Below are 23,723 nucleotides of genomic sequence, written 5' to 3'. Positions count from 1 at the left end.
CTGAGGAACGCTGGGCCATGTCCGAGCCAAGCGTTGTCGCCGCTGCTTCCACCGCCCCGCCCCAGATCGAGCCGGATGTCCTCAGGCAGACCCGGCGGCTGCGCGATATCGCGTCGCTGGCGGCACCGTTGTCGCGCTCGTGGCGGCGCTGCCTGGACGAGTACGCGCTGCTGCCCGAGGCCACGCCCGAGCCCCTGGTGCACGACGCGCTGCACGTACGCGAGCGCCAGCAACGCCTGGGCGAGGTGCTGCGCATCGCCCGGGTGGAGATGGAAAACCTCTACGAGCAGATTGCCGGCAGCGGGTATGCGGTGATCTTCGGCGATGCCGAGGCCACCGTGCTGCACAGCGTGCACGACTCCACCCTGCTGCGCGAGTTCCGCCAGGCCGGCCTGTTCTGCGGCGCCAGCTGGGCCGAGTGCCACCAAGGCACCAACGGCCTGGGCACCTGCGCGGCCGAGCGCACTGCGGTGAGCGTGCACCGCGGCGAGCACTACCTGACCCGGCATCTGCCGCTGTCGTGCAGCGGGGCGCCGATTCTGGACCCGCATGGCGGGCTGCTGGCCGTGCTGGATGCGTCCACCCCCAATGCGCAGGACAGCAAGCAGATCCAGCGGCACACCGTGGCCCTGGTGAGCATGTCGGCCGCGCAGATCTCGCGTTCGCATTTCCTCAACCAGTTCGGCCATGCCTTCATCCTGCGCTTTCACAGCCGTCCCGAATTTGCCGGACTGTTGCACGAGGCATTGATCGCGATCGGCGCCGATGGCCGCGTGCTGGCCGTCAACGAAGCGGTGCTGGAGCAATTGGGCAAACTCGACCGCAGCCAGCTGGTCGGCCGCGATATCTCGCAGGTGATGCAGCTGGATTTCGATACGCTGGAACATCGTGCCGGCAGCGACGCGGGCACGCTGTGGTCGATCCGCTGCGCCTGCCACGGACGGCGGTTCTACGCGCTGGTGCGCCCGCCCCGCTCACGCCCGGCGATGCCGTCGGTGGGCGCCGCCGCGCAGGTGGCGCCGGAGGGCGAACAGCCGCCGGGCGAACATGTGGGCTCGGACCCGCGCATGCGCCACAACCTGGCCAATGCATTGAAGTTGGCCGCGCATCGCGTCTCGATCCTGCTGCGTGGCGACACCGGCACCGGCAAGGAAGAATTTGCCAAGGCTGTCCATCGCGGCTCGCCATGGGCCGGCGGCGCGTTCGTGGCGATCAACTGTGCGGCGATCCCCGAGGCATTGATCGAAAGCGAGTTGTTCGGTTATGCGCGCGGCGCGTTCACCGATGCGGCGCGCGAAGGCCGGCATGGCAAATTGCTGCAGGCCAGCGGCGGCACGCTGTTTCTCGACGAAATCGGCGACATGCCGCTGCCGTTGCAGAGCCGCCTGCTGCGCGTGCTGGAAGAACAATGCGTTACCCCGCTCGGCAGCGAGCGCGCGGTGCCGCTGGAGCTGCACGTGATCAGCGCCAGCCATCGCGATCTGGCGCAACGCGTGGCCGCTGGCGAATTTCGCGAGGACCTGTATTACCGCCTCAACGGCGTGGTGCTGCACCTGCCGCCCTTGCGCGAGCGCAGCGACAAGGCCGAGTTGATCCGCACCCTGCTGCGCGAAGAGAACCCAGAGCACAGCGTGCGCATCAGCGAAGAAGCCATGCACACCCTGCTCAGCTACGCCTGGCCCGGCAATCTGCGCCAGCTGCGCAATGTGTTGCGCACCGCGGCGGTGCTGTGCAGCGACGGGGTGATCCGGCTACCGAACCTGCCGCAGGAAATCGTCGACGCCGGCAGCGCACCGTGCCTTGTCGACGGGCGCGCGGTGGCCGCCGACGACATGCCCGGCCGCGTCGCACTCGACCAGGCCGAACGCCTGGTGCTGCAACAACAACTCGAACGCCACCGCTGGAATGTCAGCCGCACCGCCGATGCGCTGGGAATCAGCCGCAATACGCTGTATCGCAAGCTGCGCAAGCACGGCCTCGATACCGGGTGAATCGGGAATCGGGAATGGAGAATCGGTAAAAGCAAGTGTGCTTGGCTCTGCGATTCCCCATTCCCGATTCCCGATTCCCGATTCCCGATTCCCGATTCCCGATTCTCCCAAGTCAAAACGCCCAACGCACTCCGATCACGTACTGCCTCGGCACCCCGGGCGCCAGGAAGCGTGCCGGTCCGGTTTCCACCGGTGCGTCCTGCGGGCGGGCGAGTTCGCCGTCGGGGAACACGTCTTCGGCCACGGCGGCATAGGTGGCGTACTGGCGATCGAACAGGTTGTCGATGCGTGCGAAGACCGCTACCCGCGCGGTGACGGCCCAGCGCGCCTGCAGATCGACCAGCGCGTAGCCGGCGGTGCCGATGTCGATGCGCTCTGGCGCGGCCTCGCCTTCCTGCGCGTTGTCGACCTGGCCATCCTCGTTGCCGCTGGCCACGCGCCCGGACACCGCACGCACGCCGGCGCCCAGTGTCAGCGCGTCGCGTTGCCAGTCCACCCCGAGCTTGAGCTGGTGCCTTGGCAGCGCGGCGATCCGTAAACCGGGCCGCAGGGTGATCACACGCTCGCCGGACAACAGTTCGCCGTCGCTGCGATAGGTGGCGTCCAGATAGCTGTACCCGGCCGACCACTGCCAAGCGCCGCTGCGCAGCGCCAGCGCGACATCGGCGCCCTGGTAGCGGGTACGGCCCACGTTGTCGAAGTAGCCCAGCTGGGTCTCCGGCGCGCGCAGGAACAGGATGTCGTCGCGATTGTCGGCGCGGTACACCGACACGGTGGCGTTGCTGTCGGCCGACGGCGCCCAGCGCGCGCCCAGTTCGTAGGTGCGCGACACGATCTGCTCCAGGCGCGGGTCGGCCTGCAGGCCGGTCGGCAGCCGGCATGGCTGGGTGGGGTCGGCGCAGCCCAGCTCGATCGCCGTGGGCGCACGCGTGTTCTGCGCGACCGAGCCGTACACCGTCAGCCCGGACTCCAGCCGGTGGGTGAGCCCCAGCGAGGGATTGGCCTTGGCATAGACGAAGCGCTCGCGCGGGCGGTCGCCGTCTTCCGCGGTGGACAGGATGTTGTCCACCACGACGCGGTTCCAGCGCACCGCCGCGGTGAGGTGGGTGGCAGCGTCCAGCTCCCAGGTATCGGCGACGAACGCGCCGAGCGTCTTGGAACTGCCGCGCACGCCGGAGAAGAACGCCCGCTCTGCAGCCGGATCGGCCACCACCGAACGGTCCGGTTGCACCCAGCCCTCGCGGGCGAACTGCCGATACCGCACATGGCCGCGGTCGAAGGTAACGCCGGTGGTGAGCGCATGTGCGCCCCATTGCGTGCTCAGGTTGAGCGCAACGCCTTGTGCTTCCTGACGCATCTGGGTGGTATTGAGCGCGCCGGTGGGCAAGGCATCGGCATCGACGCGCGCAACATCGCATCCGGCATCCAGCGCGCTGCCGTCGGCGGCGTAGCCGGACGCGCATTCTTCCACGAACTCTTCGTAGTCTTCGCCGACATCGCCATTGACGGTGTCGCGACGACCCACGCGCGAATAGGCCAGCGCGTGCAACGCGGTGTCTTCATCGAAACGGTGGTCCAGCTGCGCGGTCAGCAGCGTATTGCGGTTGCGGGTGAGATCGGGCGAGGTGTACACCGAACGCCGATCGGCGCGGTACAAGCCAGGCGCCGGCCCTTCGTCGGTGTAGCGCGTATCGGGCAGCAGCCCGTTGCCGATCAAACGGCTGCGGCCATGCAGCAGCGACAGGCTCCAGTCGGTCTGCTCGCCCTGCCTGCCCAGCTTGCCGAACAGCGTGCCGAGCCGCCCCTCGGAGGCATCGCGCCAGCCGTTTTCATCGAACCCGGTTACCGCCACAAAGCCATGCCAGCCATCGGCGCCAGCGACGCCGTAACTGGCATCGAGCCGCTTGCGCGCGCCGCTGCCGCTGCTGACTTCGCCCTGCAACCCGCGCGCGGTCAGTCCGGACGCGGTGGACAGCACCACCGCGCCGCCGAGCGTATTCGGCCCGAACAAGGGGTTGGAACCGGGCATCAGCGTCACCGCAGTGATCGCCGATTCGGGCAGCATGTCCCAGCTGACGATGTCGGCGAACGGTTCGTTGACGCGCACGCCATCCAGATACACCGACACGCCTTGCGACGCGCCCGGCAAGGCGGAGGCGCGAAAACCGTGGAAGGTGAGGTCGTTCTGGAACGCGCTGCCTTGCACGTCGTTGCCGTCCACGCCCACGAAGCGCCGCTGCAATAGATCGCTCAAGTTGTTGCTGCGCCCGCGCGACAGCTCGGCATTGGTCGCCGACTGCACCATGTACGGCAGTTGCGCCGCATCGATGGTGGTGCCGGGGATGGGCGTGGCGGTGACTTCGATACGGTCCAGCCAGGTCACCTGCGGAGTATCGTCGGCAAGGACGTTGCCGATCGTGCTACTGCACAGCAGCGCTGCGCAGGCGCAGGCGCAGGCCAAGCGATGTTTTCGTGGCGCGTTGCATCGATGTTGTGCAGCGCGAGGTCGCGGTGTCCTGCAATGAGCCAGCACCTGGTGGGTCGACGTCATGTCGTCTCCTTCAATAAAGCACGATCGATTTGATGCCGCGCGCTGCGCGCAGATCCGCCAGCGCCTGATTGATGTCCTCCAGCGCCAGCCTGCGGGTGATCAGCGGTGCCAGCTGGATGTCGCCCTGCAGATAGCGCTCGACGTAGCCGGGCAATTCGCTGCGCCCCTTCACCCCGCCGAATGCACTGCCTCGCCAGACCCGCCCGGTGACCAACTGGAACGGACGGGTGCTGATTTCCTGCGCGTCGTCGGCGACGCCGAGAATGACGCTCTCGCCCCAGCCCTTGTGGCAGCACTCCAGCGCCGCGCGCATCGCCGCGACGTCGCCCACGCACGCGAAACTGTGGTCGGCGCCGCCATCGGTAAGGTCCACGATCACCTGCTGGATGGGTGCACCGTAGTCGCGCGGGTCCAGGCAATCGGTGGCGCCCAACGCGCGCGCCAGTGCGAACTTGCCCGGGTCGATATCCACCGCGACGATGCGCCCGGCCTGCGCCAGCACTGCGCCCTGGATCACCGACAAGCCGATGCCGCCCAAGCCGAACACCGCCACGCAATCGCCGGGGCGTACATGCGCGCTGTTGAGCACCGCGCCCACCCCGGTGGTGACCGTGCAACCCAGCAGGCAGACCTGGTCCAGCGGCGCGTCGGGGTGGATGCGTGCCACCGCAATCTCCGGCAGCACGGTGTATTGGGAAAACGTGCTGGTGCCCATGTGGTGCAGGATGGGCCGGCCGTTCAACGAAAACCGGCTGCTGCCATCGGGCATCAGGCCGCATTCCTGGCTGCTGCGGATCGCCTGGCACAGGTTGGTGCGGCCGGAGCGGCAGAACTTGCATACGCCGCATTCGGGCATGTACAGCGGGATGACGTGATCGCCGGCGCGCACGCTGGTGACGCCGATGCCGACCTCTTCGACGATACCCGCGCCCTCCTGGCCCAGGATCGCCGGGAAGCTGCTCGCGCGGCCATGCACCAATGCGTGCGCGTCGCCATGACAGACGCCGGTGGCGACCAGGCGCACCAGCACCTCGCCGGGACGCGGCGGCTGCAGGTCCACCTCCTCGATGGTCAGTGGCTGATGCGGACCCCAGGCCACCGCAGCGCGTGTCTTCATCCCGCCTCCCCGGCGCGCGTCGGCATGGCCGCCGCTCAGCGCGCGATGACCACGCCCCACGGCAGTTCGCCGACGGGGATCTGTTTGCGTTCGCGCAGGCTGGCGGTGTCGATCACACTCACCGTGTTGGAGCGCCCGTTGGCCACGTAGAGCTTGTCGCCGGCCGGGGTGAGCGCCGGATTCCAGGGCCGCAGCCCGACCGGGATCTCGGCCACGCTGCGCCCGCTCTGCGTGTCGATCACGCTGACCGTGCCGGCGCCGCCGTTGGACGCGTACAGCCGCGTGCCATCGCCCGACAAGGCGACCCCGGCGGTGCGCACGCCGGCCGGCAGACTGGCGCGGCGGGTGCGGGTCTGCAGGTCGATCACGTCCACCACGTTGGCGGTCTCCTGCGCGATGTAGACGCTGCGCCCGTCCGGGGCGAACGCCATGCCGCGCGGATGCCCGCTGGTAGCCACCACGCCACGCGACCGCCGCGTGGCCAGCTCGATCATGTCCATGTCGCTGGAACCCTCGTTGCTGGTGAGCAACCACTGCCCATCGGGCGTATACGCGCAGTGCTCCGGTGCCTGCCCGCGCGTGGCGACCACCTGCTGCACGCGGAACTGCGCGGCATCGATCAGCATCACCTGGTTCTGCCCTTCCACGCACACGGCAAACTGCTTGCCATCGGGCGACAGCGCGATGCCTTCGGCGTTTTCGCCGATGTCGACCTGACGCAGCACCGCATCCCTGGCGGTGTCCAGTTCGATCAAGCGGTGGTGCTCGGCATCGATCAGGTACAGATGCCCCTGCGGGCCGGGCAACACCTGCTGCAAGCGCTTGCCGAGCTGGCCCTGCGCGCTGAGCGTGCGCACCACCGTGTCGGTGCCGGTATCGATCACCGACACCGTGCCGCTGCGCTGATTGGGCACGTAGGCAACGACCGGTGCGGGTGTAGGTGAAGTTGCGGCGTCTACCGGAGCAGGCGGCGCGCCGGCAGCCGCCGCCGGCGCTGCCGCATCGCGCTGGCAGCCGGCCAAGGCCAGCAGTGCGCCCACCGCAACCGCGGTGCAGCGGCGCTGCCAGCTTGCGCACGCCGTTCGCAGCGGGCCATGCGTCATTGCGGCTTGCCTGCGGTCTTGTTGATCGAATGGATGAAGGCCAGCAGTTTTTCGGTGTCGCCCGGCTTGAGCACCGGTGCGAACGGCGGCATCTGGCCGACCACCTTTTCGTGCCCGATGCGGGTCTTGCCGTGGGTGATCATCGCGGCAGTGCCCTCGCTGATGAGCGCGCGCAAGGTGTCGTCGTCGCTGCCATACACCCAGATGTCGTTGGTCAGCGGCGGGCACATGCCGCCACCACCGGTGCCGCCATGGCAGGCATTGCAGCCGGCAGAGAAATAGATCTTCTTGCCTTCGGCCACCAGCTCCGGGGTGACCTTGACCTCGGGTCCCTTCGGAATCGGCACCACGGTGGCCGGCGGTGTCGGCGGGGTGGACGGGTCCGGTGCGGGTCCGGCAGCGAGGTTGGGCATGGCAGGCGAGGCGCCCGCCGGCGGGGGCGCTGCGGGCGTGGCCGCGGGGGCCGCCGGTGCCGACGCGCCGGCGGCCGGTGCAGGTGCCGGATCAGCTGCGGGGGCCGGCGGAGACTCCTTGCCGCATGCGGCCAGCAGCGCGCCAAGCAGCAACGCGCACAACGGAGCGCGGACGGAACGATCGATACAACCCACGGTGGACTTGCGCATGGACGAACCTTTCTGATCGGAGGGAACGCCGCGCACCCCGTGCACGCGGCGGGTGATGCAGTCATCTGCGCACTGGGCGCCTGGCTTCGGTCAACAGCGTGGCCAATGCGGTGTCGCCACGTGCCTGCGCCAGTGCCACGGCCGTCTTGCCGTCGCGATTGCGTGCGGCCGGGTCTGCGCCGGCGGCTAGCAGACGCGTGGCAACGTCCTGGCGTCCGGCCGCGGCGGCCAGCATCAGGGCGGTAACGCCTGCATCATTGGCATGCCGCACATCGGCACCGCGTGCCAGCAGCGCGTCGAGAATGGCCGGGTCGTCGCGTGCCACTGCAAACATCACCGGCGTAAACCCAGTGGCGTTGGCGCGCCGTGCATTTGCGCCGGCAGCAAGCAGTGCCTGCACCACCTCGGCGTCGGCGTAGGACACCGCCAGATCCAGCGCGCTCCAGCCATCGCCGGACACGGTGTCCACCGGCGCGCGCTTGCGCAGCAGGCGGCTGACACTGTCGGCATCGTTGGCCCAGGCTGCCTTCATCAAGGGGGTCCAGCCGCTGGCATCGCGCGCATCCAGCCGCGCACCGGCATCCAGCAGCAGACCGACCAGATCCGGTTCCTGGTTGCGGATGGCCTGATGCAGCGGCGGCTCGCCGAGCAGGTTGGGCGTGTTGGCGTCGGCACCGTGACGCAGCAACCAGGCCGCACGGAGCGCATCGCCGGCATCCAGCGCATGCGCCAGTTCCTGGTTGGGGTTGGCGCCGTCCGCGATGCGCAGCTGCAGCTGCGCCAGTTCCTGCGACGAGGCGGCATGACTGCGCGCAGTCGATGCGGGGGCCGGTGTGGTGTAAGGCCCATGCGACGGCAGATCGCCAGCCACGATGCAGTCGCTGCAACGGACCAGCGGCACGTGATAGCCCTGCAGGATCTCGGCGATCTTTGCGGCGTTGTCCTGCAGTGCCTTGTTCAATGCATCGCGTAGCTGCGCGTTCTTGCGCGACACCGCCCAGGCCATCGAGTATTCCAGCACCGCATCGTCGATGGTGTTCAACGGCACCATGCCCAGCCCACTGCGCGCCGCGTAATAGCCGGCCACCGGGCCCCAGGATTCGGCCGCATCCAGTGCATTGGCGGCCACCCGCTCCACCAGCTTGCCGGGATGTTCTTCCGGTGCGGTGGCCGAGTCGTAGAACAGGTACTGCACCTCGCCGCTGACGCCGTGTTCGTACAGCGCCTGGCGCGCCGGCGAGCTCTGGAACACGCCCAGCCGCAGCTTCTTCAGTGCGGGGTCGTCCAGCGAGGTCGGTACCAGGTTCAGGCCTTTGCGCGTCACCAGCACATAGGCCGAGCGATACACCGGGCGCGTGGTCAACCCCTGCTCGAAATCGCTGTTGAGGTCCATCAACAGATCGCAGCGACCCGCGTTGATCGTGCTGCGGGCCAGCCCGCGCTGGTAATAGGTGCGCCACTCGTATTCCAGGCGCCTGCCCATGGCAGCGGCCACCACCTGCGCAATCTTGTTCTGGAAGCCTTCGCCGGCCTGGTTGGACAGCGGCATGTTGCCCGGGTCTGCACACACCCGCAGCACCGTCGGATCGGGCGTGGGCGGCGGCGCAGACACCGACGCTGCAGTGGATGCCGGTGGCGCGGTAGGTGCCGGCGCCGCGGCCGGCACCGCACCGGAGTCAGAAACGCGAGCCGTCGGTGAAGACGGCTCGCGTGTGCAACCTGCGGCGACGAGTCCGAGGCTGCAAACCAGCAGCACCGTGTGCAGGTGCGCAGTCATGCCGCGCACGCCGGCAGGCATCTGCCGACATGCGCGTCCGACGCCGTGCGTGGAGCTCATCGTGCCGTCTTCGCTGCTGCGTTGGCGGTACCGCCGCCCCCGGCCGCTGCGGTGGCCGTCGCGGTGGTCGACACGGTCTTGCCGGCGCCATCCAGGCGGAAGGTATGCACCATGCCGCCGAGCGGAATCTTGTCGAAGCCGGCCCCGAACGCCAGTCCGGCCGCACCCAGTGCGCCATACGGGTCACTCGGATCCAACCCCGCTGCGACCGGCAGGCCGATCCAGCCACCGATGCCGGAGAACACCGCCACATACTGGTGGCCGTTGGCCTTGTAGGCGATCGGGTTGCCGATGATGCCGGATGGCAGCTTCATCTCCCACAGCTTCTTGCCGGTGTCCTTGTCCACCGCGCGGAACCAGCCATCCAGCGTGCCGTAGAACACCAGCCCGCCATCGGTGACCAGGGTGCCGCTCCACACCGGGAACTTCTCCTTGATCTCCCACTTGGATTTGCCCTCCACCACGTCGAACGCCTTGACGATGCCCAGCGCACCCGGCTCGTTCGGTTTCATCATCACGTTGGCAAACACGTATGGCAGGCCCATCATGGTATTGCCGCGCTCCTGCGGCTCCAGCTCCATGTGCCAGTTGTTGGTGCCGCAGAAAAATACCGCCGCGTTGGCCGGGTCCACCGAGCACGGTTGCTGGTCCTTGCCACCCATCGCCGAGGGGAACGCCTGCACTTTCTTGCCGCGTTCCAACGGCGAATGCGCCGCCACCTTGACCGGGCGGCCGGTCTTCATGTCGATGCGTTCGGCCCAGTTGGCCGGCACGAATTTATGCGCGCGCAACAACGTGCCGTCGCGACGATCGAGCACATAGGCAAACCCGTTGCGATCGAACTGCACCACCGACGGAACCTGCTTGCCGTCGATGGTGAGGTCCACCAGGATCGGCTCGTTGATGCCGTCGTAATCCCACTGGTCGAACGGGGTCTTCTGATAGCCCCACACCGCTTCGCCGGTATCGATCTTGCGGGCGAACAGGGTCATCGACCATTTGTTGTCATGCTCGCCGTTGTTGCATTCCTCGTGCGTGGTCTTGCCGCAGCGGTACGACGGGCTCCACAGGCCGGGATTGCCGGTGCCGTAGTAGACCAGCTTCAACTTCGGGTCGTAGCTGTACCAGCCCCAGGCCGCGCCGCCACCGCGCTTCCACTCGTCGTTGGGAAAGGTCTTCACCCCGAGATCGCCGAGCTGGCCATGCTGCGGATTGGCCTTGTTGAAATCCGGGCCCAGGCAGATGGCCTTGTCGGTGCCGGCCGCATCGCAGGACCAGGCCTGCTTGCCATCGGACAGGTTGTAGGCGGCCACGCGCCCGAGCACGCCGAACTCGTTGCCGCTGATGCCGGCGACCACCTTGCCATCGGCGATGATCGGCGCCATGGTGATGGTTTCGCCCTTGTCCGGGTGCGCGAGTTTCTGCTTCCACACTTCCTTGCCGGTCTTGGCATCGAGCGCAATCACATCGCCGCTGAGGCTGCCGAACACCAGCTTGCCATCGGCATACGAGGCGCCGCGGTTGACCGTGTCGCAGCACGCCACCGCCACTGAGCGTTCGTCCTGTTGCGGGGTGTACTTCCACAGTACCTTGCCACCGTCGTCCTGCGCTGCGAGGTCGATGGCGAACACATTGTTCGGGTACGCACTGACCATGTACATGATGCTGCCGATCACCAGCGGCTGGCCTTCGTGGCCGCGCGTTGCGTCGGTTTTCATCTCCCACGACATCTTCAGATTCTTGACGTTGTCGCGATTGATCTCGGCCAGCGGGCTATGCCGGGTGAGCGCGAAGTCGCGCCCCACGCCGCCCCAGTTGTCTGCATTGCTGGCGTTGGCGGTGAATTCGCCGTCGGTGTCGACCACGGCGGCGGCCGGCGTCGCGGCGGGTGCGGCGGCAGGTGCGGGCGTTGCGGTATCGGCAGCCGGCGTGTCTTTCTTGCAACCGGCCAACACGATGCTCAGCGCAAGCATCAGCAGCGCCGAGCTGCCGATGCGGCGACAGGAAGATTGGTGCATATGCGTCTACCCCTCTCGGTGAAGAATCCAATCGAACGAAGAGCCACGCGCGCTTGCTGCACAGCGACGGCGCAAACGGGTGGGTACCGGGAGACGACAGAGCACAGCGCGTGCCAGCGCACTGTTGCGTCGCAGCACCTTGCAGTGACAGCGCATTGCGCATGCGTGGTTGCCGCAGCACGCCAGGTGTCACGCATTTGGCACAATTTGCGCCGGGCGTGCTGTCGCACTGGTGGAGCACTGCGTGCGGGTGGGTGAAGGTGTGGCGCTCTTGCGGTGCCCAGGCACGTGCGCAGGATCGTTGAAAAGTGTTGCCTGCCTTCGCCCGCTGGGAGACCAAGCACGATGAAGGATGAGAGCGGGCATTGGACGGTTGGAGACGGTGCACCGCTCACGACGATGCACGCATCGCGCAGCGTCGTTGCGCGATGCACTCAGGATGTGCCGAAGGCGCGAGGATGTGCCGATGGCGCCTGGGCCGTACCCTCACCCCAACCCCTCTCCCGCGGGGAGAGGGGCTAGCGCCTTGCTGAGCGCTCTAGCACTTTGCTAAGCGTTGGAGCTTGCTCTTGTTCTGCTCACCAGTAGCAACGCTACCGCTTTCAATCACCACATCAGACGCCTCCCTTCTCCCACCGGGAGAAGGTGCCCGAAGGGCGGATGAGGGTAGGTGTGCTGCAGGGATACAATGCAGTGCGTCTCAATCACCGCATCAGACGCCTCCCTTCTCCCACCGGGAGAAGGTGCCCGAAGGGCGGATGAGGGCGGGTGTGCTGCAGGGACGCAATGCAGTACGTTTCAATCACCGCATCAGACGCCTCCCTTCTCCCACTGGGAGAAGGTGCCCGAAGGGCGGATGAGGGCAGGTGTGCTGCAGGAACTCAATGTAGTGCGCGCTCTGCAGCACAGCGCTGCAACACAGTGCCGCACATTGACCGATCGCAGCCTGCCGAACCCATGCCGCAAGGCGCGCGACAGTGGATTGGCGAGCTGCGTCGGCGCGACATCGGGGCAACTCGCAACGCGCGAGCGCCACACGATATGCCGCCGTGCCAAGTGAAGACAGCGAAACTACTGACCAGCGCGGGCCTGCCAGTGCTGTAACAGGTCAGCGCAATCGCGCAGGCGCCAATCTGCCAGGCCAGGCCAGGGATCGCCCGGGGTGTTGACCAGCACGGTGCCTGCGCCGGCGGCGCGGCCACAGGCCAGGTCGTTGTGATGGTCGCCGACCATCAGCAACGCCGCGGCGCTCACTGCCCAGCGCCGCTGGAAATAGCGCAGGCCATCGGGCGCGGGTTTGGGTGCCGCTTCGTCACGGCCGACGATGTCGTCCGGCGCAAAGGCATCGGCCAGACCGATCGCCCCCAACGTCACCTGCGCCAGGCTGCGTGCGTTGCGGGTCAGCAAGCCCAGCCGGCAGCCATCGGCCTGCAGCGCGCGCACCAGCGGCTGCGCACCGGGCGCAGGGCGTGCGGCCTCTGCCAAGGCACGCTCGTGCTCCAGCAACCAGGCATGCTTGGCCTGCGACTCATTGGCCGGCAATGCAGCCAGGTGATGCAGGATGTCCGCGTCGGGCGGGATCTCCAGCGCGCGTCGGATCAATGCAAAATCGTGCGCCGGCTCGGTCAGCGTGCCATCCATGTCGAACACCCAATGCCGGCAGGCAGACAGCGGCAGGCGTGCGGCAATCGCGCCGTCCATGGGTTATTTCCAGCCCGGCATCTGGGTGGTGTCCAGCCCGCCCACCTCGAATTCCGCGGTCCGCGTGCCGCCGGCCTTGACCGGGAAGGCGATGCTGATGCGCTTGGCGTTGCGCACCAGCTTCCACAGCGCCTTGTCGTCGTCGATGAACATGGCGATCGCTTCATCGGTATCCGGGCGATGCGCCGCCATTGCGCGTGGCGCGCCGCCGTCGGTCGCAACCTGCACCTTGCAGCCAGCGTAGCAATTGAAGTCGCCGGCCTTGAGCACGAGATAGCTGTGGCGCTTCCACTGCGGATGATCGCGGAACACCAGGCTGACCGGCTTGGGCCCGCTGCCATCCACATCCACGCGCTCCCTGGCCTCGATCATCGCCGAGCGCTGGGTGCCGCCCTTGGCCGGCACCTGCGAGTACTGCCACAGCGCCTGCATGCGGCGCAGTTCGCGCGCCTGCTCGCCCTTGGCCTTGATGTCGGCATAGCCGGGCTCGATGCGTGTGGCGGCTGCAGTGCCGGCATAGCCTTCGAGCAAGGCGGCGCCGTGGGCGCGCGCCATGTCCCAGTTCTGCGCCTTGACCGCCTCGTCGTATTGCTTGGCAAGCGCATCGGCCTGGGTCTCCTTGGCCTGCGCCTGTGCAGTTTCCTGCGCCTTGCGTTGCGCCTCGCGGTCGGTGCAGGCAGTCAGGGCCGCGACGCACAAGGCCGCGCTCAGCAGATACTTCATCGTCGACTCCGGAATGCATGAAAAGCAGCGGCAACGATACCAGCCCGCCCGCATGACCCGCGATCAACCGCCGCACACTGTACGAGCGCACCCGGGCGCGACGGGGGTTTCACCGGCAAAGCCCTGTCGCGCCCGGGTGCGCTCCTACGATGGTGGTTGCAGGCACGATGCGGCGATGGAAGCGACGGAGGGCGTCTACGACGCCCTCCGTCGCCACTACGGCTGCGTCGGCGCAGCCGCCTTGGCCTTGGCGATCATCTCGGTCACCGACGCAGTGGTGATCGGGTGGTAACCCGGCTTGGCCTTTTCGAACGCCTGTTCGGCAAACGCAATGCCGTCCGGGGTCTTCAACAGTTCCGTATAGATCGGCAGCACCAGCTTGCGACGGCCGACGCGCTCGATGAACTCACCGGCGGCCGGGCGCGCCTCGGTATAGCCGCTGCGGATCGCCAGCGGGTACCAGCGCATGGCGATCTCGCCATTGGGCGTGCCGGTGAAGTGATACGCCTCATCCAGCTGCTTGAGCTGCTCGGGCTTCAAGGTGGCGCCCATGCCGCTGAGAAAGTGCACCCATTCCTGCGTGCCCCATTCGCCGGTGACCTGCTTGCTGGGCAGCGTGCCGCTGCCGCTCCAGGCGATGCGTGCGGTGTCCACGATCGAGAAGCTGCGCGAGCGCGCCTTGGCGGCGAAGGCCGGAATGCCCGGCTGCTTCAGCCAGGCATCCACCTCGGCGGCGCTCACCGTGTTGGGGTGCTTGGCCAGCAGGTTCTTCTGCAGGTAATCGACGAACTGGTCGGTGGTGGCGCTCTGGAACGCGTGATCGTCGAACCAGCCGCGCAGGAACGGGTCGAACACCTCGCGCCCGAAACGCTGCTCCAGGAACTGCAGGAACCACGCGCCCTTCACGTAAGCCACCTGGCTCAAGGCCTCGTCCGGGTCGCGCTGCGCCAGCGGCGGCAACTCCAGCACCTGGTCGGCCGGCGGCATGTCCTTGACTTCCGCCAGCAGATCGCCCTGGTCGATCTCGCGCTCCATCTCGGCCATCTCGGTGCCGTACAGCGCTTCGGTGATGCGGCCCTGCACGTAGGTGGTGAAGCCTTCATTGAGCCAGATGTCCTTCCAGCTGGCGTTGGTCACCAGGTTGCCCGACCAGCTGTGCGCCAGTTCGTGCGCCACCAACGACACCAGCGACTTGTCGCCAACGATCACGGTGGGCGTGGCGAAGGTCAGGCGCGGATTTTCCATGCCACCGAACGGAAACGACGGCGGCAGCACCAGCATGTCGTAACGGCCCCAGCGATACGGGCCATAGAGTTTTTCGGCGGCACCGATCATCTTCTCGGTGTCTTCGAACTCCTTGGCGGCCTTGTCGGCCATCGCCGGCTCGGCCCACACGCCCGAGCGTGCGGAAATCGGCTTGAACACCACATCGCCGGCGGCGATCGCCAGCAGGTAGGACGGAATCGGCTCGGGCATCTTGAAGCTGTAATCGCCGTCGCGCGCGGCCTTGGGGTCGTTGTCGGCGCTCATCAGCACCATCACGTCCGGGCGCGAGGTGACATGCGCGCTATAGGTGAAGCGCACGCTCGGGGTGTCCTGCAGCGGCACCCAGCTGCGCGCGTGGATCGCCTGCGACTGGCTGAACATGAAAGGCAGCTGCTTGCCTTCGGTCATCGCCGGCTCCAGCCACTGCAAGCCCGAGGCGGTGGGCGCGGTGTGATAGGTGATCACGACCTTGCCCGGCTGGTTCGGCGCTTCGATGGTGAGTTTGCTGCCGAAGGTCTTGTCGGCCGGCGCCAGTGCGAATTGCAACGGCGACAGACCGCCCTTGCCATCGTCGGCCTGCACCTGCGCAATGCTCAGCTCGCGCGTGTCCAGCACCAGTTGCTTGGCGGCCTTGTCCTTCCACTGCAGCGTGTAGGTGGCGGTGCCGCCGATCTGCCTGGCATCGAAATCCAGCTTCAGGTCCAGCGCCAGGTCCTTGATGACCACCAGCTGCGGCTGGGCGTAGGAGCTCTCGTCGTGGGTGCGGGCGTCTGCTTTCACGGGGGCCTTGGCAGTGGCGGCCGGTGCGGCGGTGGTGGCAGCCGGCGGCGTGGACTCATTGGAACAGCCGGCCAGTGCGAGGGACACGGCCAGGGACAGCGACAGGGAAGTGAAGCGCATCGACAGCACCGCAGCGAGGGAATTGGGCATTTTAGCGCTCCAGGCCACGGCCTGCCCGTGCCGCCGGGTTCGGGTGCGGGTGCGGGCGCGCAGCCGACGGCCAGCGCCTGCTCACGCCAGCGCTGCCGCGCCGCCGGCGCTCAGGTCACTGGATGACTGCGCGGGGTGTCGTGGCCATCGCGCACCAGCCGCCGCCCGCCGGAGAACTTGGCGCGGTACATCGCCGCATCAGCGCGTCGATACAGTTCGGTGGCGTCCAGCCCCTGTTCGCAGACCGCGCTGCCGGCGCTCAGATGCAGCGGCGCTTCATCGCCGTCTTCGCGTTCAAGCATCGACAGCCACTGATTGAGCTTGAGCGTGGCTTCGTCTTCGCTGGCATGCACGCCGATCAGAAATTCATCGCCGCCCCAGCGCCCGATCCAGTCCTGCGCGCCCAGCCAGCCATAGGCCGATTCCACCAGCCGCACCAGCACGCGGTCGCCGGCCAGATGCCCGAAGCGGTCGTTGATCGGCTTGAGGTTGTCCATGTCCAGCACAAACAACACGAACGGCCAGCCTTCGCGCTGCGAGGCGGCGACCGAATCGCGCATGGCCTGTTCGCAACCGCGCCGGTTCAACGCTTCGGTCAGCGGGTCGAACAGCGCATGCTTCCTGAGATCGCGCATACCCGCATCGATGCCACGCAGACTGCGGTTGATGCCGCGCAGCAGCCGGCCCAGTTCGTCGTCGCCATGCTCGGGCAGGCTGGGCAGACGTTGGTCGGCGTAGTAGGTGTCCAGCGCGTCGGCGGCGATGCGCAACGGGGCAAGCAGGCGATACAGCGCCGAGAGCGTCAGCGCGGTGCCTGCCAACGTGGCCAGCAAGGCCACGATGATCACCGACCACAACGGGCGGCCTTCCAGCTCGCTCTGCGAGGCCAGCCAGGCGATCAACAACAGCAGCGGCAGGTGGATCCCGATGAAGGTCACCGCCAGCAACTTGGCGCTGAAGGAACGGGGAAACACGCGCGAGAGCCCGGCGTACAAGCGCATCCAACTCTCCGGCAAAGGGGCGCCTAGTGTCGCCGACAGTCAGTGGAGCCAACGCGACGAACGTCCCAGAAATCCGCTGGTGCGCACACCTGTGCAAGCAGCCAGGGCGCGCCAAGCGAACCCAAGCGCCGCGGGCTCATCCAGACCGCGGCGCGCGATGCACGCACCGCCTAGGCGGCCCGGCGCGCGTGGTCAGATCTTGTAACCGGAGTGGATGGCCACGATGCCGCCGGTCAGATTCTTGTAATGGCAACGCGCGAATCCGGCCTCGCCCATCATGCCCTTGAGCGACTCCTGCGGCGGGTGCTTGCGGATGCTTTCGGCCAGGTACTGGTAGCTGTCGGCATCACGCGCGAACAGCTGGCCCAGCCTGGGCAGGATCTTGAACGAGTGGAAGTCGTAGATCGGCTTGAACCAGTCGGCGGTGACTTCGGAAAACTCCAGCACACGTGCCTGCCCGCCCACCTTCAACACGCGGTACATCTCGCGCAGTGCGGCGTCCTTGTCGGTGACGTTGCGCAGGCCGAAGGAGATGGTCACCAGGTCGAAACTCTGGTCCGGGAACGGCAGCGCTTCGGCGTTGCATTGCACGTAGTCGAACCCGGACACCAGCCCGCGGTTGGTGAGCCGGTCGCGGCCCACCGACAGCATGCCGGCATTGATGTCGCCCAGCACCACCGCGCCTTCTTCGCCCACGCGCTCCTTGAGCAGCACGGCGATGTCGCCGGTGCCGCCGGCCAGGTCCAGCACGCGGTCGCCCGGCTTCACCTGCGCGGTCGCCACGAAGTAGCGTTTCCATGCGCGATGGACGCCCAGGCTCATCAGGTCGTTCATCAGGTCGTAGTTGCGCGCGACCGAGGTGAACACTTCGCCGACCAGCTTCTGCTTGTCCTTGGCAGCGACATCGCGAAAGCCGAAATGGGTGGTACCGGAGGTATAGGGGGATTCGCTCATGGCCGGATTATCGCACTGCTGACGCCACCATGACCGCAACCGGACCACAATCGCGCACTCTTCCGCCCCTGCCCTGCGAGCATTGCGTGCGTGACAAGTACGCCCAGCGCGACTGGCAGCCCCACGAAAAGCCCACCCTGCCGGGCTCGGCCTCCACCCCGCTGCACCCCACCCGGCGCCGCATCCAGTACGGCCTGGTCGGCATGGTGGTGGCGCTGACCGGGGGCCTGAGCAATGCGCTGGTCACCGCCAACCTGCCCTACCTGCAGGGCGCGCTGGGCGCCTACGCCACCGAAATGGCCTGGCTGCCGGCCGCCTATGTGATGACCAACATGTCGGCGAACCTGTTGCTGGTGAAATTTCGCCAGCAGTTCGGGCTGCGCCGCTTCACCGAGATCTTCCTGGCCCTATATGCGGCCATCGCACTGGCGCATCTGTTCGTGCACAGCCTGAGCTCGGCGATCACCGTGCGTGCCGCCCACGGCCTGGTCGGCGCCGCGCTCAGCTCGTTGGGCTTGTATTACGTGATCCAGGCGTTTCCGGGCAAATACCGGCTCAAGGCCGTGGTGCTGGGGCTGGGCGTCACCCAGCTGGCGTTGCCGCTGGCGCGGGTGTTTTCCACCGACCTGCTGGAATTTGGCCAGTGGCAGGGGCTGTATCTGTTCGAGTTCGGGCTGGCGGTGTTTGCGCTGGCCTGCGTGCTGGCGCTCAAGCTGCCGCCGGGCGACCGTTATCGGGTATTCGAGCCGCTGGATTTCCTTACCTTCAGCCTGTTCGCCGCCGGTGCGGCCGGTCTGGCGGCGGTGCTGTCGCTGGGCCGGCTGTTGTGGTGGACCAGTACGCCGTGGTTGGGCGTGGTGCTGGCGGCCTCGATCGTGCTGCTGTGCCTGGCGGCGTGGATCGAACATAACCGCCGCAACCCGATGATCAACACGCGCTGGCTGGCCAGCGCGGACATGCTGCGGCTGGGGCTGGCCATCCTGCTGATCCGCCTGGTGCTGTCGGAACAGAGCACCGGCGCGATCGGCTTCTTTCAGACCCTGGGCCTGGCCAACGTGCAGCTGCAGACGCTGTTTGCGCTGATGCTGCTGGGCGCGGTGGTGGGCGTGGCCGCCAGTGCGTGGCTGATCAACCCGGCGCGGGTTGCCGAACACCTGATCATCGCGGTGGCCGCCATTTGCATCGGCTGCTTCATGGACGCCGATGCCACCAGCCTCACCCGCCCCGAACAGATGTACGTCAGCCAATTCCTGCTCGCCTTCGGCAGCACGTTCTTCATCGGCCCGGCCATGGTGGCCGGGATCGGGCGGGTCATTGCGCAACCGGGCAACCTGATCAGCTTCATCGTGCTGTTCGGCATGGCACAGAACATGGGCGGGTTGCTCGGCAGCGCCCTGCTCGGCACCGTGCAGGTGGTACGCGAGAAATACCATTCCAGCCAGTTGGTCGAGCATCTGGTGCTGACCGACCCGCAAGTGGCCGCGCGCGTGCAGGCATACGCCAACGTCTACGGGCGCGCCATCGGCGACCCGGCGCTGCGCCAGGCGCAGGGCGTGCGTGCACTGGGCAGCGTGGCCACGCGCGAAGCCAATGTGCTGGCCTACAACGATGTGTTCCTGCTGATCGGCTGCATTGCCATCGCCACCGGGCTGTGGATCCTGTCCGTGCTGGTGTGGCGGCGTTATCTGCGCCCGTCCGTGCCGTCCCCTTCTCCTGCCTCCCCTGTGCGCCCATGAATACACCTGCCGAAGCTCCCTCTGTCGCCGATCAGCAACGCCGGCGCCGCCGGCGCATCACCGGCGCGATTGGTTTTGGCGGGCTCGCCTTGATCGGCGTGGCGCTGGTGCTCTACGCCTGGCAGTTGCCGCCGTTCGTCAGTGCCGTGGAGCGCACCGAAAATGCCATGGTGCATGGCCAGATCACCGTCATCGCGCCGCAGGTCAGCGGCTACGTCACCGACGTGCCGGTGCAGGACTTCGCCCACGTCAAACATGGCCAGTTGCTGGCCACCATCGACGACCGCATCTACGCCCAGCAACTCGAACAGGCCAGGGCGCAAGTGCAGACCGCACAGGCCAACCTGGCCAACTGGGAGCAGCAGCGGCATAGCGCCGAGGCCACCATTGCCGAACAACGTGCGGCGCTGAGCAGCAATCAGGCGCAGCGCGACCGTACCCGCTCGGCGTATGCGCGTGCGCAACAGCTGGCCAGCCAGAAGCTGGTTTCCGAGCAGGACCGCGACACCGCCTTTGCCGCACGCGCGCAGGCCGATGCCGGCGTCACCCAGGCCCGTGCTGCCGTGCAGGCAGCCGAAGAGAACGCGCGCAGCGTCACCGTCAATCGCGCCGCGCTGGAAGCGGCCGTTGCCAATGCACAGGCCGCCCTGCAGCTGGCGCAGATCAATCTGGACAATACGCGCATCGTGGCCCCGCGCGATGGCCAGCTTGGTCAGCTCGGCGTGCGCCAGGGCGCCTACGTCACCAACGGCACCCAACTGATGTCGCTGGTGCCGGACACGCTGTGGGTCGTGGCCAACTTCAAGGAAACCCAGATGGCAAAGATCCGCGTGGGCCAGCGCGCCAGCTTCACCGTGGACGCGCTGGACAACGCGCGCCTGCAGGGCCGCGTGCAGGAGATCTCGCCGACCGCCGGCTCGGAATTCAGCGTACTGCCGGCCGATAACGCCACCGGCAACTTCGTCAAGATCGCCCAGCGCATTCCACTGCGGATCAGCGTCGACCCCGGCCAGGCGCTGGCACCACGGCTGCGCCCGGGCATGTCGGTGGTGGTCGCGGTCGATACCGCCAGCGCGGGCGACTGAGCGCGGCTGACGGTATCGCGGGTGCACAGGCACGGCGTGCGGACCCAGATGCGTGCACTGCAGTGCAGAGCGCTTCGGTCGCCGGCGCAGCCCCCATGCGCCGCACCCGCTTGCCGCCCGCAGGCGGAGCAGCCGCTATCATGCGCGCATGCCCTCCATGCCAACGCCACCCCTGCAATGGCAGCACCTGCGCTTTGCGCAGCTGAGCACCGTGCAGTTGTATGCGCTGCTGCGGCTGCGCACGGATGTCTTCGTGGTGGAACAGCAGTGCGCCTATCCCGAGCTGGATGGCAAGGACACCGAGCCCGGCGTGCTGCATGTGCTGGGCAGCACGCAGACCGGAGAGCTGGCCGCCTACCTGCGTGTGCTGCCGCCGGGGCTGAGTTACCCCGAGCCCAGCATCGGCCGCGTGGTCGTCGCCGGCGCACAGCGCGGCACCGGCCTGGCCCACGCGCTGCTACGCGAAGGCATCCGGCTGGTGCACGCGCACTGGCCCGGCAGCGCGATTCAACTGGGTGCGCAGGCCCACCTGCACGCCTTCTACGCCGCCCACGGATTTGTGCCCTCATCGGCGCAGTATCTGGAAGACGGCATTCCCCATCTCGACATGCTGCGCCCCGCCGGCGCGGCCACCCTGGAGTCCGCATGATCACCACCCCCGACTACCGCGCCCTGCTCGACACCGCCATTGCCGAAGCCCGCCAGGGCCTGGCCGAAGGCGGCATCCCGATTGGTGCAGCGCTGTATCACAACGACGGGCGCCTGCTCGGCTGCGGCCATAACCGCCGCGTGCAGGAAAACGACCCGTCCGTGCATGGCGAAACCGATGCCTTCCGCAAGGCCGGCCGCCAGCGCCGTTACAAGGACACCATCATGGTCACCACGCTGGCGCCGTGCTGGTACTGCAGCGGCTTGGTGCGCCAGTTCAACATCGGCACCGTGGTAGTCGGCGAGTCGGTCACCTTCCAGGGCGGCATCGCGTGGTTGCGCGAGCACGGCGTCAACGTGATCGATCTGCAGAGCCAGGAATGCATCGATCTGCTCGGTGGCTATATTTCCACCAACCCGGATGTGTGGAACGAGGACATCGGCGAGGACTGAGCGGTTTGCCGGATTTAGCAGGTGGCTGTGCAGTGCAGGCGGCTGCCGAGGTGAGGGGCCATTGCAGAGGCGATGATCTGAGCCGTCGTTGCAGGGGTCGTTGCAGGGAGTGATCTGCAAGCTGGCTGCAGGGCCCTTGCCTGGCCACCATCGCGAGACACGCCGCAAGTACGTCCATGTAGGCTCCGGCGCGGCATCCATGCCGCTCAGGGTCCCGCGACGGTGGCCGGGCAAGGACCAGTCGAGATGGCCGGTATGCATGGTAGAGCGGTGCTGGATGCGCCTTGTTCGATCGTTGAAGCATTGGCTACAGGTCTGATGCACACCACACGACGGACAGCTTTTTTAGATGAGCGCCGACCAATTGTCTGGTGCGGTGTCCTCGCCGCTTGCAGGACCGTGTGGCGGCATGGATGCCGCCACCGAGCCTTCAGGGATGGATTCACGGCGTGTCCTGCAAGCGGTGAGGGCATCGCGCCCTCGACCGACTCGGCCTTTGACTGCATCTGCCAGCATGCATTGTCCTGCGATGCGTTTCTGCCGCGCTTGCACTGCATTTCACGCCAGATGCCATCCGCGCATTGCATTCGGCATCTGCGCGCAGCTGCGCTGCGATCAGAGGATGTAGCGGCTCAGGTCCGGATCCTGCACCAGCTCGCCGAGCTGCGCATCGACATAGGCCGCATCGACGGTGACGCTTTGGCCGTCGCGATCCGGCGCCTCGTAGCTCAGCACATCGAGCAGACGCTCCAGCACCGTGTGCAGCCGGCGCGCGCCGATGTTTTCCTGGCGCTCGTTGACCTGCGCGGCGATCTCGGCCAGGCGCTCCACCGCATCGGCGCCGAAGGTCAAGCGCACACCCTCGGTCTGCAGCAGGGCTTCGTACTGCTTGATCAACGCCGCCTTGGGCTCGGTGAGGATGCGCACGAAATCGGCCTTGGTCAGCGCGGTCAATTCCACCCGGATCGGGAAGCGGCCCTGCAATTCCGGAATCAGGTCGCTGGGCTTGGCCAGGTGAAACGCGCCCGATGCAATGAACAGGATGTGGTCGGTCTTGACCGTGCCGTACTTGGTGGACACGTTGGAGCCTTCCACCAGCGGCAGCAGATCGCGCTGCACGCCTTCGCGGCTGACATCGCCGCCGTTGGAGCCGGCTTCGCCACGCTTGGCCACCTTGTCGATCTCATCGATGAACACGATGCCATGCTGCTCGCAGGCTTCGATCGCCGCAGTGCGCACATCGTCCTCGTTCACCAGCTTGCCGGCTTCTTCCTCGATCAACAGCGGACGTGCGGCCTTGATGGTGAGCTTGCGCTTCTGCGACTTACCGCCACCGATGTTGGCGAACATCTGCCGCAACTGCTGGCCCATTTCTTCCATGCCCGGCGGGGTCATGATGTCCATGCTGGCATTGACGGCCACTTCCAGCTCGATCTCGCGCTCATCCAGCTCGCCGTTGCGCAGCATGCGGCGGAACTTGATGCGGGTTTCGTTGTCCTGCGACGACGGCTCGTTGCGCGCCGCTTCCGGGTCGAACCCGATGCCGGCCGCGCGGCGCGGCAGCAGCGCATCCAGGATCCGGTCTTCGGCACGTTCCTCGGCCTGGTTGCGCACGCGCACCTTGGCCTGCTCGCGATACAGCTTGACCGAGGTGTCGGCCAGGTCGCGGATGATCTGCTCCACGTCCTTGCCCACATAGCCCACCTCGGTAAAGCGCGTGGCTTCGACCTTGACGAACGGTGCGTTGGCCAGTGTTGCAAGACGTCGTGCAATCTCGGTCTTGCCGACACCGGTCGGGCCGATCATGAGGATGTTCTTAGGCATCACCTCGTTGCGCAGTTCTTCCGGCAACTGCATGCGGCGCCAGCGGTTACGCAGCGCGATGGCAACCGCGCGCTTGGCGTCGTGCTGGCCAACGATATGACGATCGAGCTCCTGCACGATTTCGCGCGGAGTCATGGTTGAAGTATCGGGATTTGGCATTGG

Annotated in this window: 17 protein-coding genes; 5 read left to right on the top strand and 12 right to left on the bottom strand. The window is 67.1% G+C overall.

What is annotated here, in order from left to right:
* Positions 1-17 precede the first annotated feature (17 nt).
* Positions 18-1,991 carry a sigma-54-dependent Fis family transcriptional regulator gene (locus tag ACCQ10_RS03600; protein WP_372362250.1) on the top strand — a complete coding sequence of 658 codons (1,974 nt, stop codon included), beginning with the start codon at positions 18-20 and terminating at the stop codon, positions 1,989-1,991.
* A 112-nt stretch (positions 1,992-2,103) separates the two neighbouring features.
* Here ACCQ10_RS03600 and ACCQ10_RS03595 read toward each other — a convergent pair whose 3' ends face one another.
* The 11 genes from ACCQ10_RS03595 to ubiE all read right to left on the bottom strand — a co-directional run bounded on the left by ACCQ10_RS03595 (position 2,104) and on the right by ubiE (position 17,815).
* Positions 2,104-4,452, bottom strand: a complete 2,349-nt coding sequence (locus tag ACCQ10_RS03595; protein WP_372362249.1) for a TonB-dependent receptor — start codon at positions 4,450-4,452, stop codon at positions 2,104-2,106.
* A gap of 100 nt (positions 4,453-4,552) precedes the next feature.
* Positions 4,553-5,659, bottom strand: a complete 1,107-nt coding sequence (locus ACCQ10_RS03590; protein WP_372362248.1) for an S-(hydroxymethyl)glutathione dehydrogenase/class III alcohol dehydrogenase — start codon at positions 5,657-5,659, stop codon at positions 4,553-4,555.
* Positions 5,660-5,694: 35 nt separating this feature from the next.
* Positions 5,695-6,747: a beta-propeller fold lactonase family protein gene (locus ACCQ10_RS03585; protein ID WP_372363044.1), complete on the bottom strand. Its 1,053-nt coding sequence runs from the start codon at positions 6,745-6,747 to the stop codon at positions 5,695-5,697.
* An 11-nt stretch (positions 6,748-6,758) separates the two neighbouring features.
* The gene (locus ACCQ10_RS03580) at positions 6,759-7,421 is read right to left on the bottom strand and encodes a c-type cytochrome (RefSeq protein WP_372362247.1); all 663 of its coding nucleotides are present in this window, start codon (positions 7,419-7,421) and stop codon (positions 6,759-6,761) included.
* Between the two features lie 25 nt (positions 7,422-7,446).
* Positions 7,447-9,222 (bottom strand): quinoprotein dehydrogenase-associated putative ABC transporter substrate-binding protein, encoded by a 1,776-nt coding sequence (locus ACCQ10_RS03575; RefSeq protein WP_372362246.1) that lies wholly within the window; start codon positions 9,220-9,222, stop codon positions 7,447-7,449.
* The gene (locus ACCQ10_RS03570; RefSeq protein ID WP_372362245.1) at positions 9,219-11,240 is read right to left on the bottom strand and encodes a methanol/ethanol family PQQ-dependent dehydrogenase; all 2,022 of its coding nucleotides are present in this window, start codon (positions 11,238-11,240) and stop codon (positions 9,219-9,221) included. Before ACCQ10_RS03570 ends, ACCQ10_RS03575 begins: the two co-directional genes overlap by 4 nt.
* 1,071 nt (positions 11,241-12,311) lie before the next feature.
* Positions 12,312-12,941 carry an HAD family hydrolase gene (locus ACCQ10_RS03565; protein WP_372362244.1) on the bottom strand — a complete coding sequence of 210 codons (630 nt, stop codon included), beginning with the start codon at positions 12,939-12,941 and terminating at the stop codon, positions 12,312-12,314.
* Positions 12,942-12,944: 3 nt separating this feature from the next.
* Positions 12,945-13,664, bottom strand: a complete 720-nt coding sequence (locus ACCQ10_RS03560) for a hypothetical protein (RefSeq protein ID WP_372362243.1) — start codon at positions 13,662-13,664, stop codon at positions 12,945-12,947.
* Between the two features lie 216 nt (positions 13,665-13,880).
* The gene (locus ACCQ10_RS03555; RefSeq protein WP_372363043.1) at positions 13,881-15,830 is read right to left on the bottom strand and encodes a M1 family metallopeptidase; all 1,950 of its coding nucleotides are present in this window, start codon (positions 15,828-15,830) and stop codon (positions 13,881-13,883) included.
* Between the two features lie 140 nt (positions 15,831-15,970).
* Positions 15,971-16,861: a GGDEF domain-containing protein gene (locus ACCQ10_RS03550; protein ID WP_047697202.1), complete on the bottom strand. Its 891-nt coding sequence runs from the start codon at positions 16,859-16,861 to the stop codon at positions 15,971-15,973.
* Positions 16,862-17,053: 192 nt separating this feature from the next.
* Positions 17,054-17,815, bottom strand: a complete 762-nt coding sequence (gene ubiE, locus ACCQ10_RS03545; protein ID WP_039413099.1) for a bifunctional demethylmenaquinone methyltransferase/2-methoxy-6-polyprenyl-1,4-benzoquinol methylase UbiE — start codon at positions 17,813-17,815, stop codon at positions 17,054-17,056.
* A gap of 86 nt (positions 17,816-17,901) precedes the next feature.
* On the opposite strand from ubiE, the gene ACCQ10_RS03540 reads away from it, so the two are divergent.
* The 4 genes from ACCQ10_RS03540 to ACCQ10_RS03525 all read left to right on the top strand — a co-directional run bounded on the left by ACCQ10_RS03540 (position 17,902) and on the right by ACCQ10_RS03525 (position 21,737).
* On the top strand, positions 17,902-19,551 hold the full coding sequence (locus ACCQ10_RS03540; protein WP_184553048.1) for an MFS transporter: 1,650 nt from the start codon (positions 17,902-17,904) through the stop codon (positions 19,549-19,551).
* Positions 19,548-20,636: an HlyD family secretion protein gene (locus tag ACCQ10_RS03535; RefSeq protein WP_372362242.1), complete on the top strand. Its 1,089-nt coding sequence runs from the start codon at positions 19,548-19,550 to the stop codon at positions 20,634-20,636. The genes ACCQ10_RS03540 and ACCQ10_RS03535 overlap by 4 nt, the downstream gene beginning before the upstream one ends.
* A gap of 148 nt (positions 20,637-20,784) precedes the next feature.
* Positions 20,785-21,285 (top strand): GNAT family N-acetyltransferase, encoded by a 501-nt coding sequence (locus ACCQ10_RS03530; protein ID WP_372362241.1) that lies wholly within the window; start codon positions 20,785-20,787, stop codon positions 21,283-21,285.
* Positions 21,282-21,737 (top strand): nucleoside deaminase, encoded by a 456-nt coding sequence (locus tag ACCQ10_RS03525; protein ID WP_372362240.1) that lies wholly within the window; start codon positions 21,282-21,284, stop codon positions 21,735-21,737. The genes ACCQ10_RS03530 and ACCQ10_RS03525 overlap by 4 nt, the downstream gene beginning before the upstream one ends.
* 615 nt (positions 21,738-22,352) lie before the next feature.
* Here ACCQ10_RS03525 and hslU read toward each other — a convergent pair.
* Entirely contained in the window at positions 22,353-23,720 is a 1,368-nt protein-coding gene (gene hslU / locus ACCQ10_RS03520) for an ATP-dependent protease ATPase subunit HslU (protein ID WP_372362239.1), read from the bottom strand.
* Positions 23,721-23,723 lie beyond the last annotated feature (3 nt).

This window comes from Xanthomonas sp. NCPPB 1325 (genome assembly GCF_041477645.2).
Taxonomy (GTDB): domain Bacteria; phylum Pseudomonadota; class Gammaproteobacteria; order Xanthomonadales; family Xanthomonadaceae; genus Xanthomonas; species Xanthomonas cannabis.
Note: the sequence above shows the minus strand (reverse complement) of the source record. Positions and strands in the feature narration are given on the sequence as shown.

Bases quoted from the DNA above. Each gene is read 5' to 3' on its own strand.
- ACCQ10_RS03590 (WP_372362248.1), bottom strand. From the start codon at position 5,659: ATGAAGACACGCGCTGCGGTGGCCTGGGGTCCGCATCAGCCACTGACC.
- ACCQ10_RS03600 (WP_372362250.1), top strand. From the start codon at position 18: ATGTCCGAGCCAAGCGTTGTCGCCGCTGCTTCCACCGCCCCGCCCCAG.
- ACCQ10_RS03550 (WP_047697202.1), bottom strand. From the start codon at position 16,861: ATGCGCTTGTACGCCGGGCTCTCGCGCGTGTTTCCCCGTTCCTTCAGC.
- ACCQ10_RS03530 (WP_372362241.1), top strand. From the start codon at position 20,785: ATGCCCTCCATGCCAACGCCACCCCTGCAATGGCAGCACCTGCGCTTT.
- ACCQ10_RS03560 (WP_372362243.1), bottom strand. From the start codon at position 13,664: ATGAAGTATCTGCTGAGCGCGGCCTTGTGCGTCGCGGCCCTGACTGCC.
- ACCQ10_RS03565 (WP_372362244.1), bottom strand. From the start codon at position 12,941: ATGGACGGCGCGATTGCCGCACGCCTGCCGCTGTCTGCCTGCCGGCAT.
- ACCQ10_RS03555 (WP_372363043.1), bottom strand. From the start codon at position 15,830: ATGCGCTTCACTTCCCTGTCGCTGTCCCTGGCCGTGTCCCTCGCACTG.
- ACCQ10_RS03535 (WP_372362242.1), top strand. From the start codon at position 19,548: ATGAATACACCTGCCGAAGCTCCCTCTGTCGCCGATCAGCAACGCCGG.
- ubiE (WP_039413099.1), bottom strand. From the start codon at position 17,815: ATGAGCGAATCCCCCTATACCTCCGGTACCACCCATTTCGGCTTTCGC.
- hslU (WP_372362239.1), bottom strand. From the start codon at position 23,720: ATGCCAAATCCCGATACTTCAACCATGACTCCGCGCGAAATCGTGCAG.
- ACCQ10_RS03570 (WP_372362245.1), bottom strand. From the start codon at position 11,240: ATGCACCAATCTTCCTGTCGCCGCATCGGCAGCTCGGCGCTGCTGATG.
- ACCQ10_RS03525 (WP_372362240.1), top strand. From the start codon at position 21,282: ATGATCACCACCCCCGACTACCGCGCCCTGCTCGACACCGCCATTGCC.
- ACCQ10_RS03575 (WP_372362246.1), bottom strand. From the start codon at position 9,222: ATGAGCTCCACGCACGGCGTCGGACGCGCATGTCGGCAGATGCCTGCC.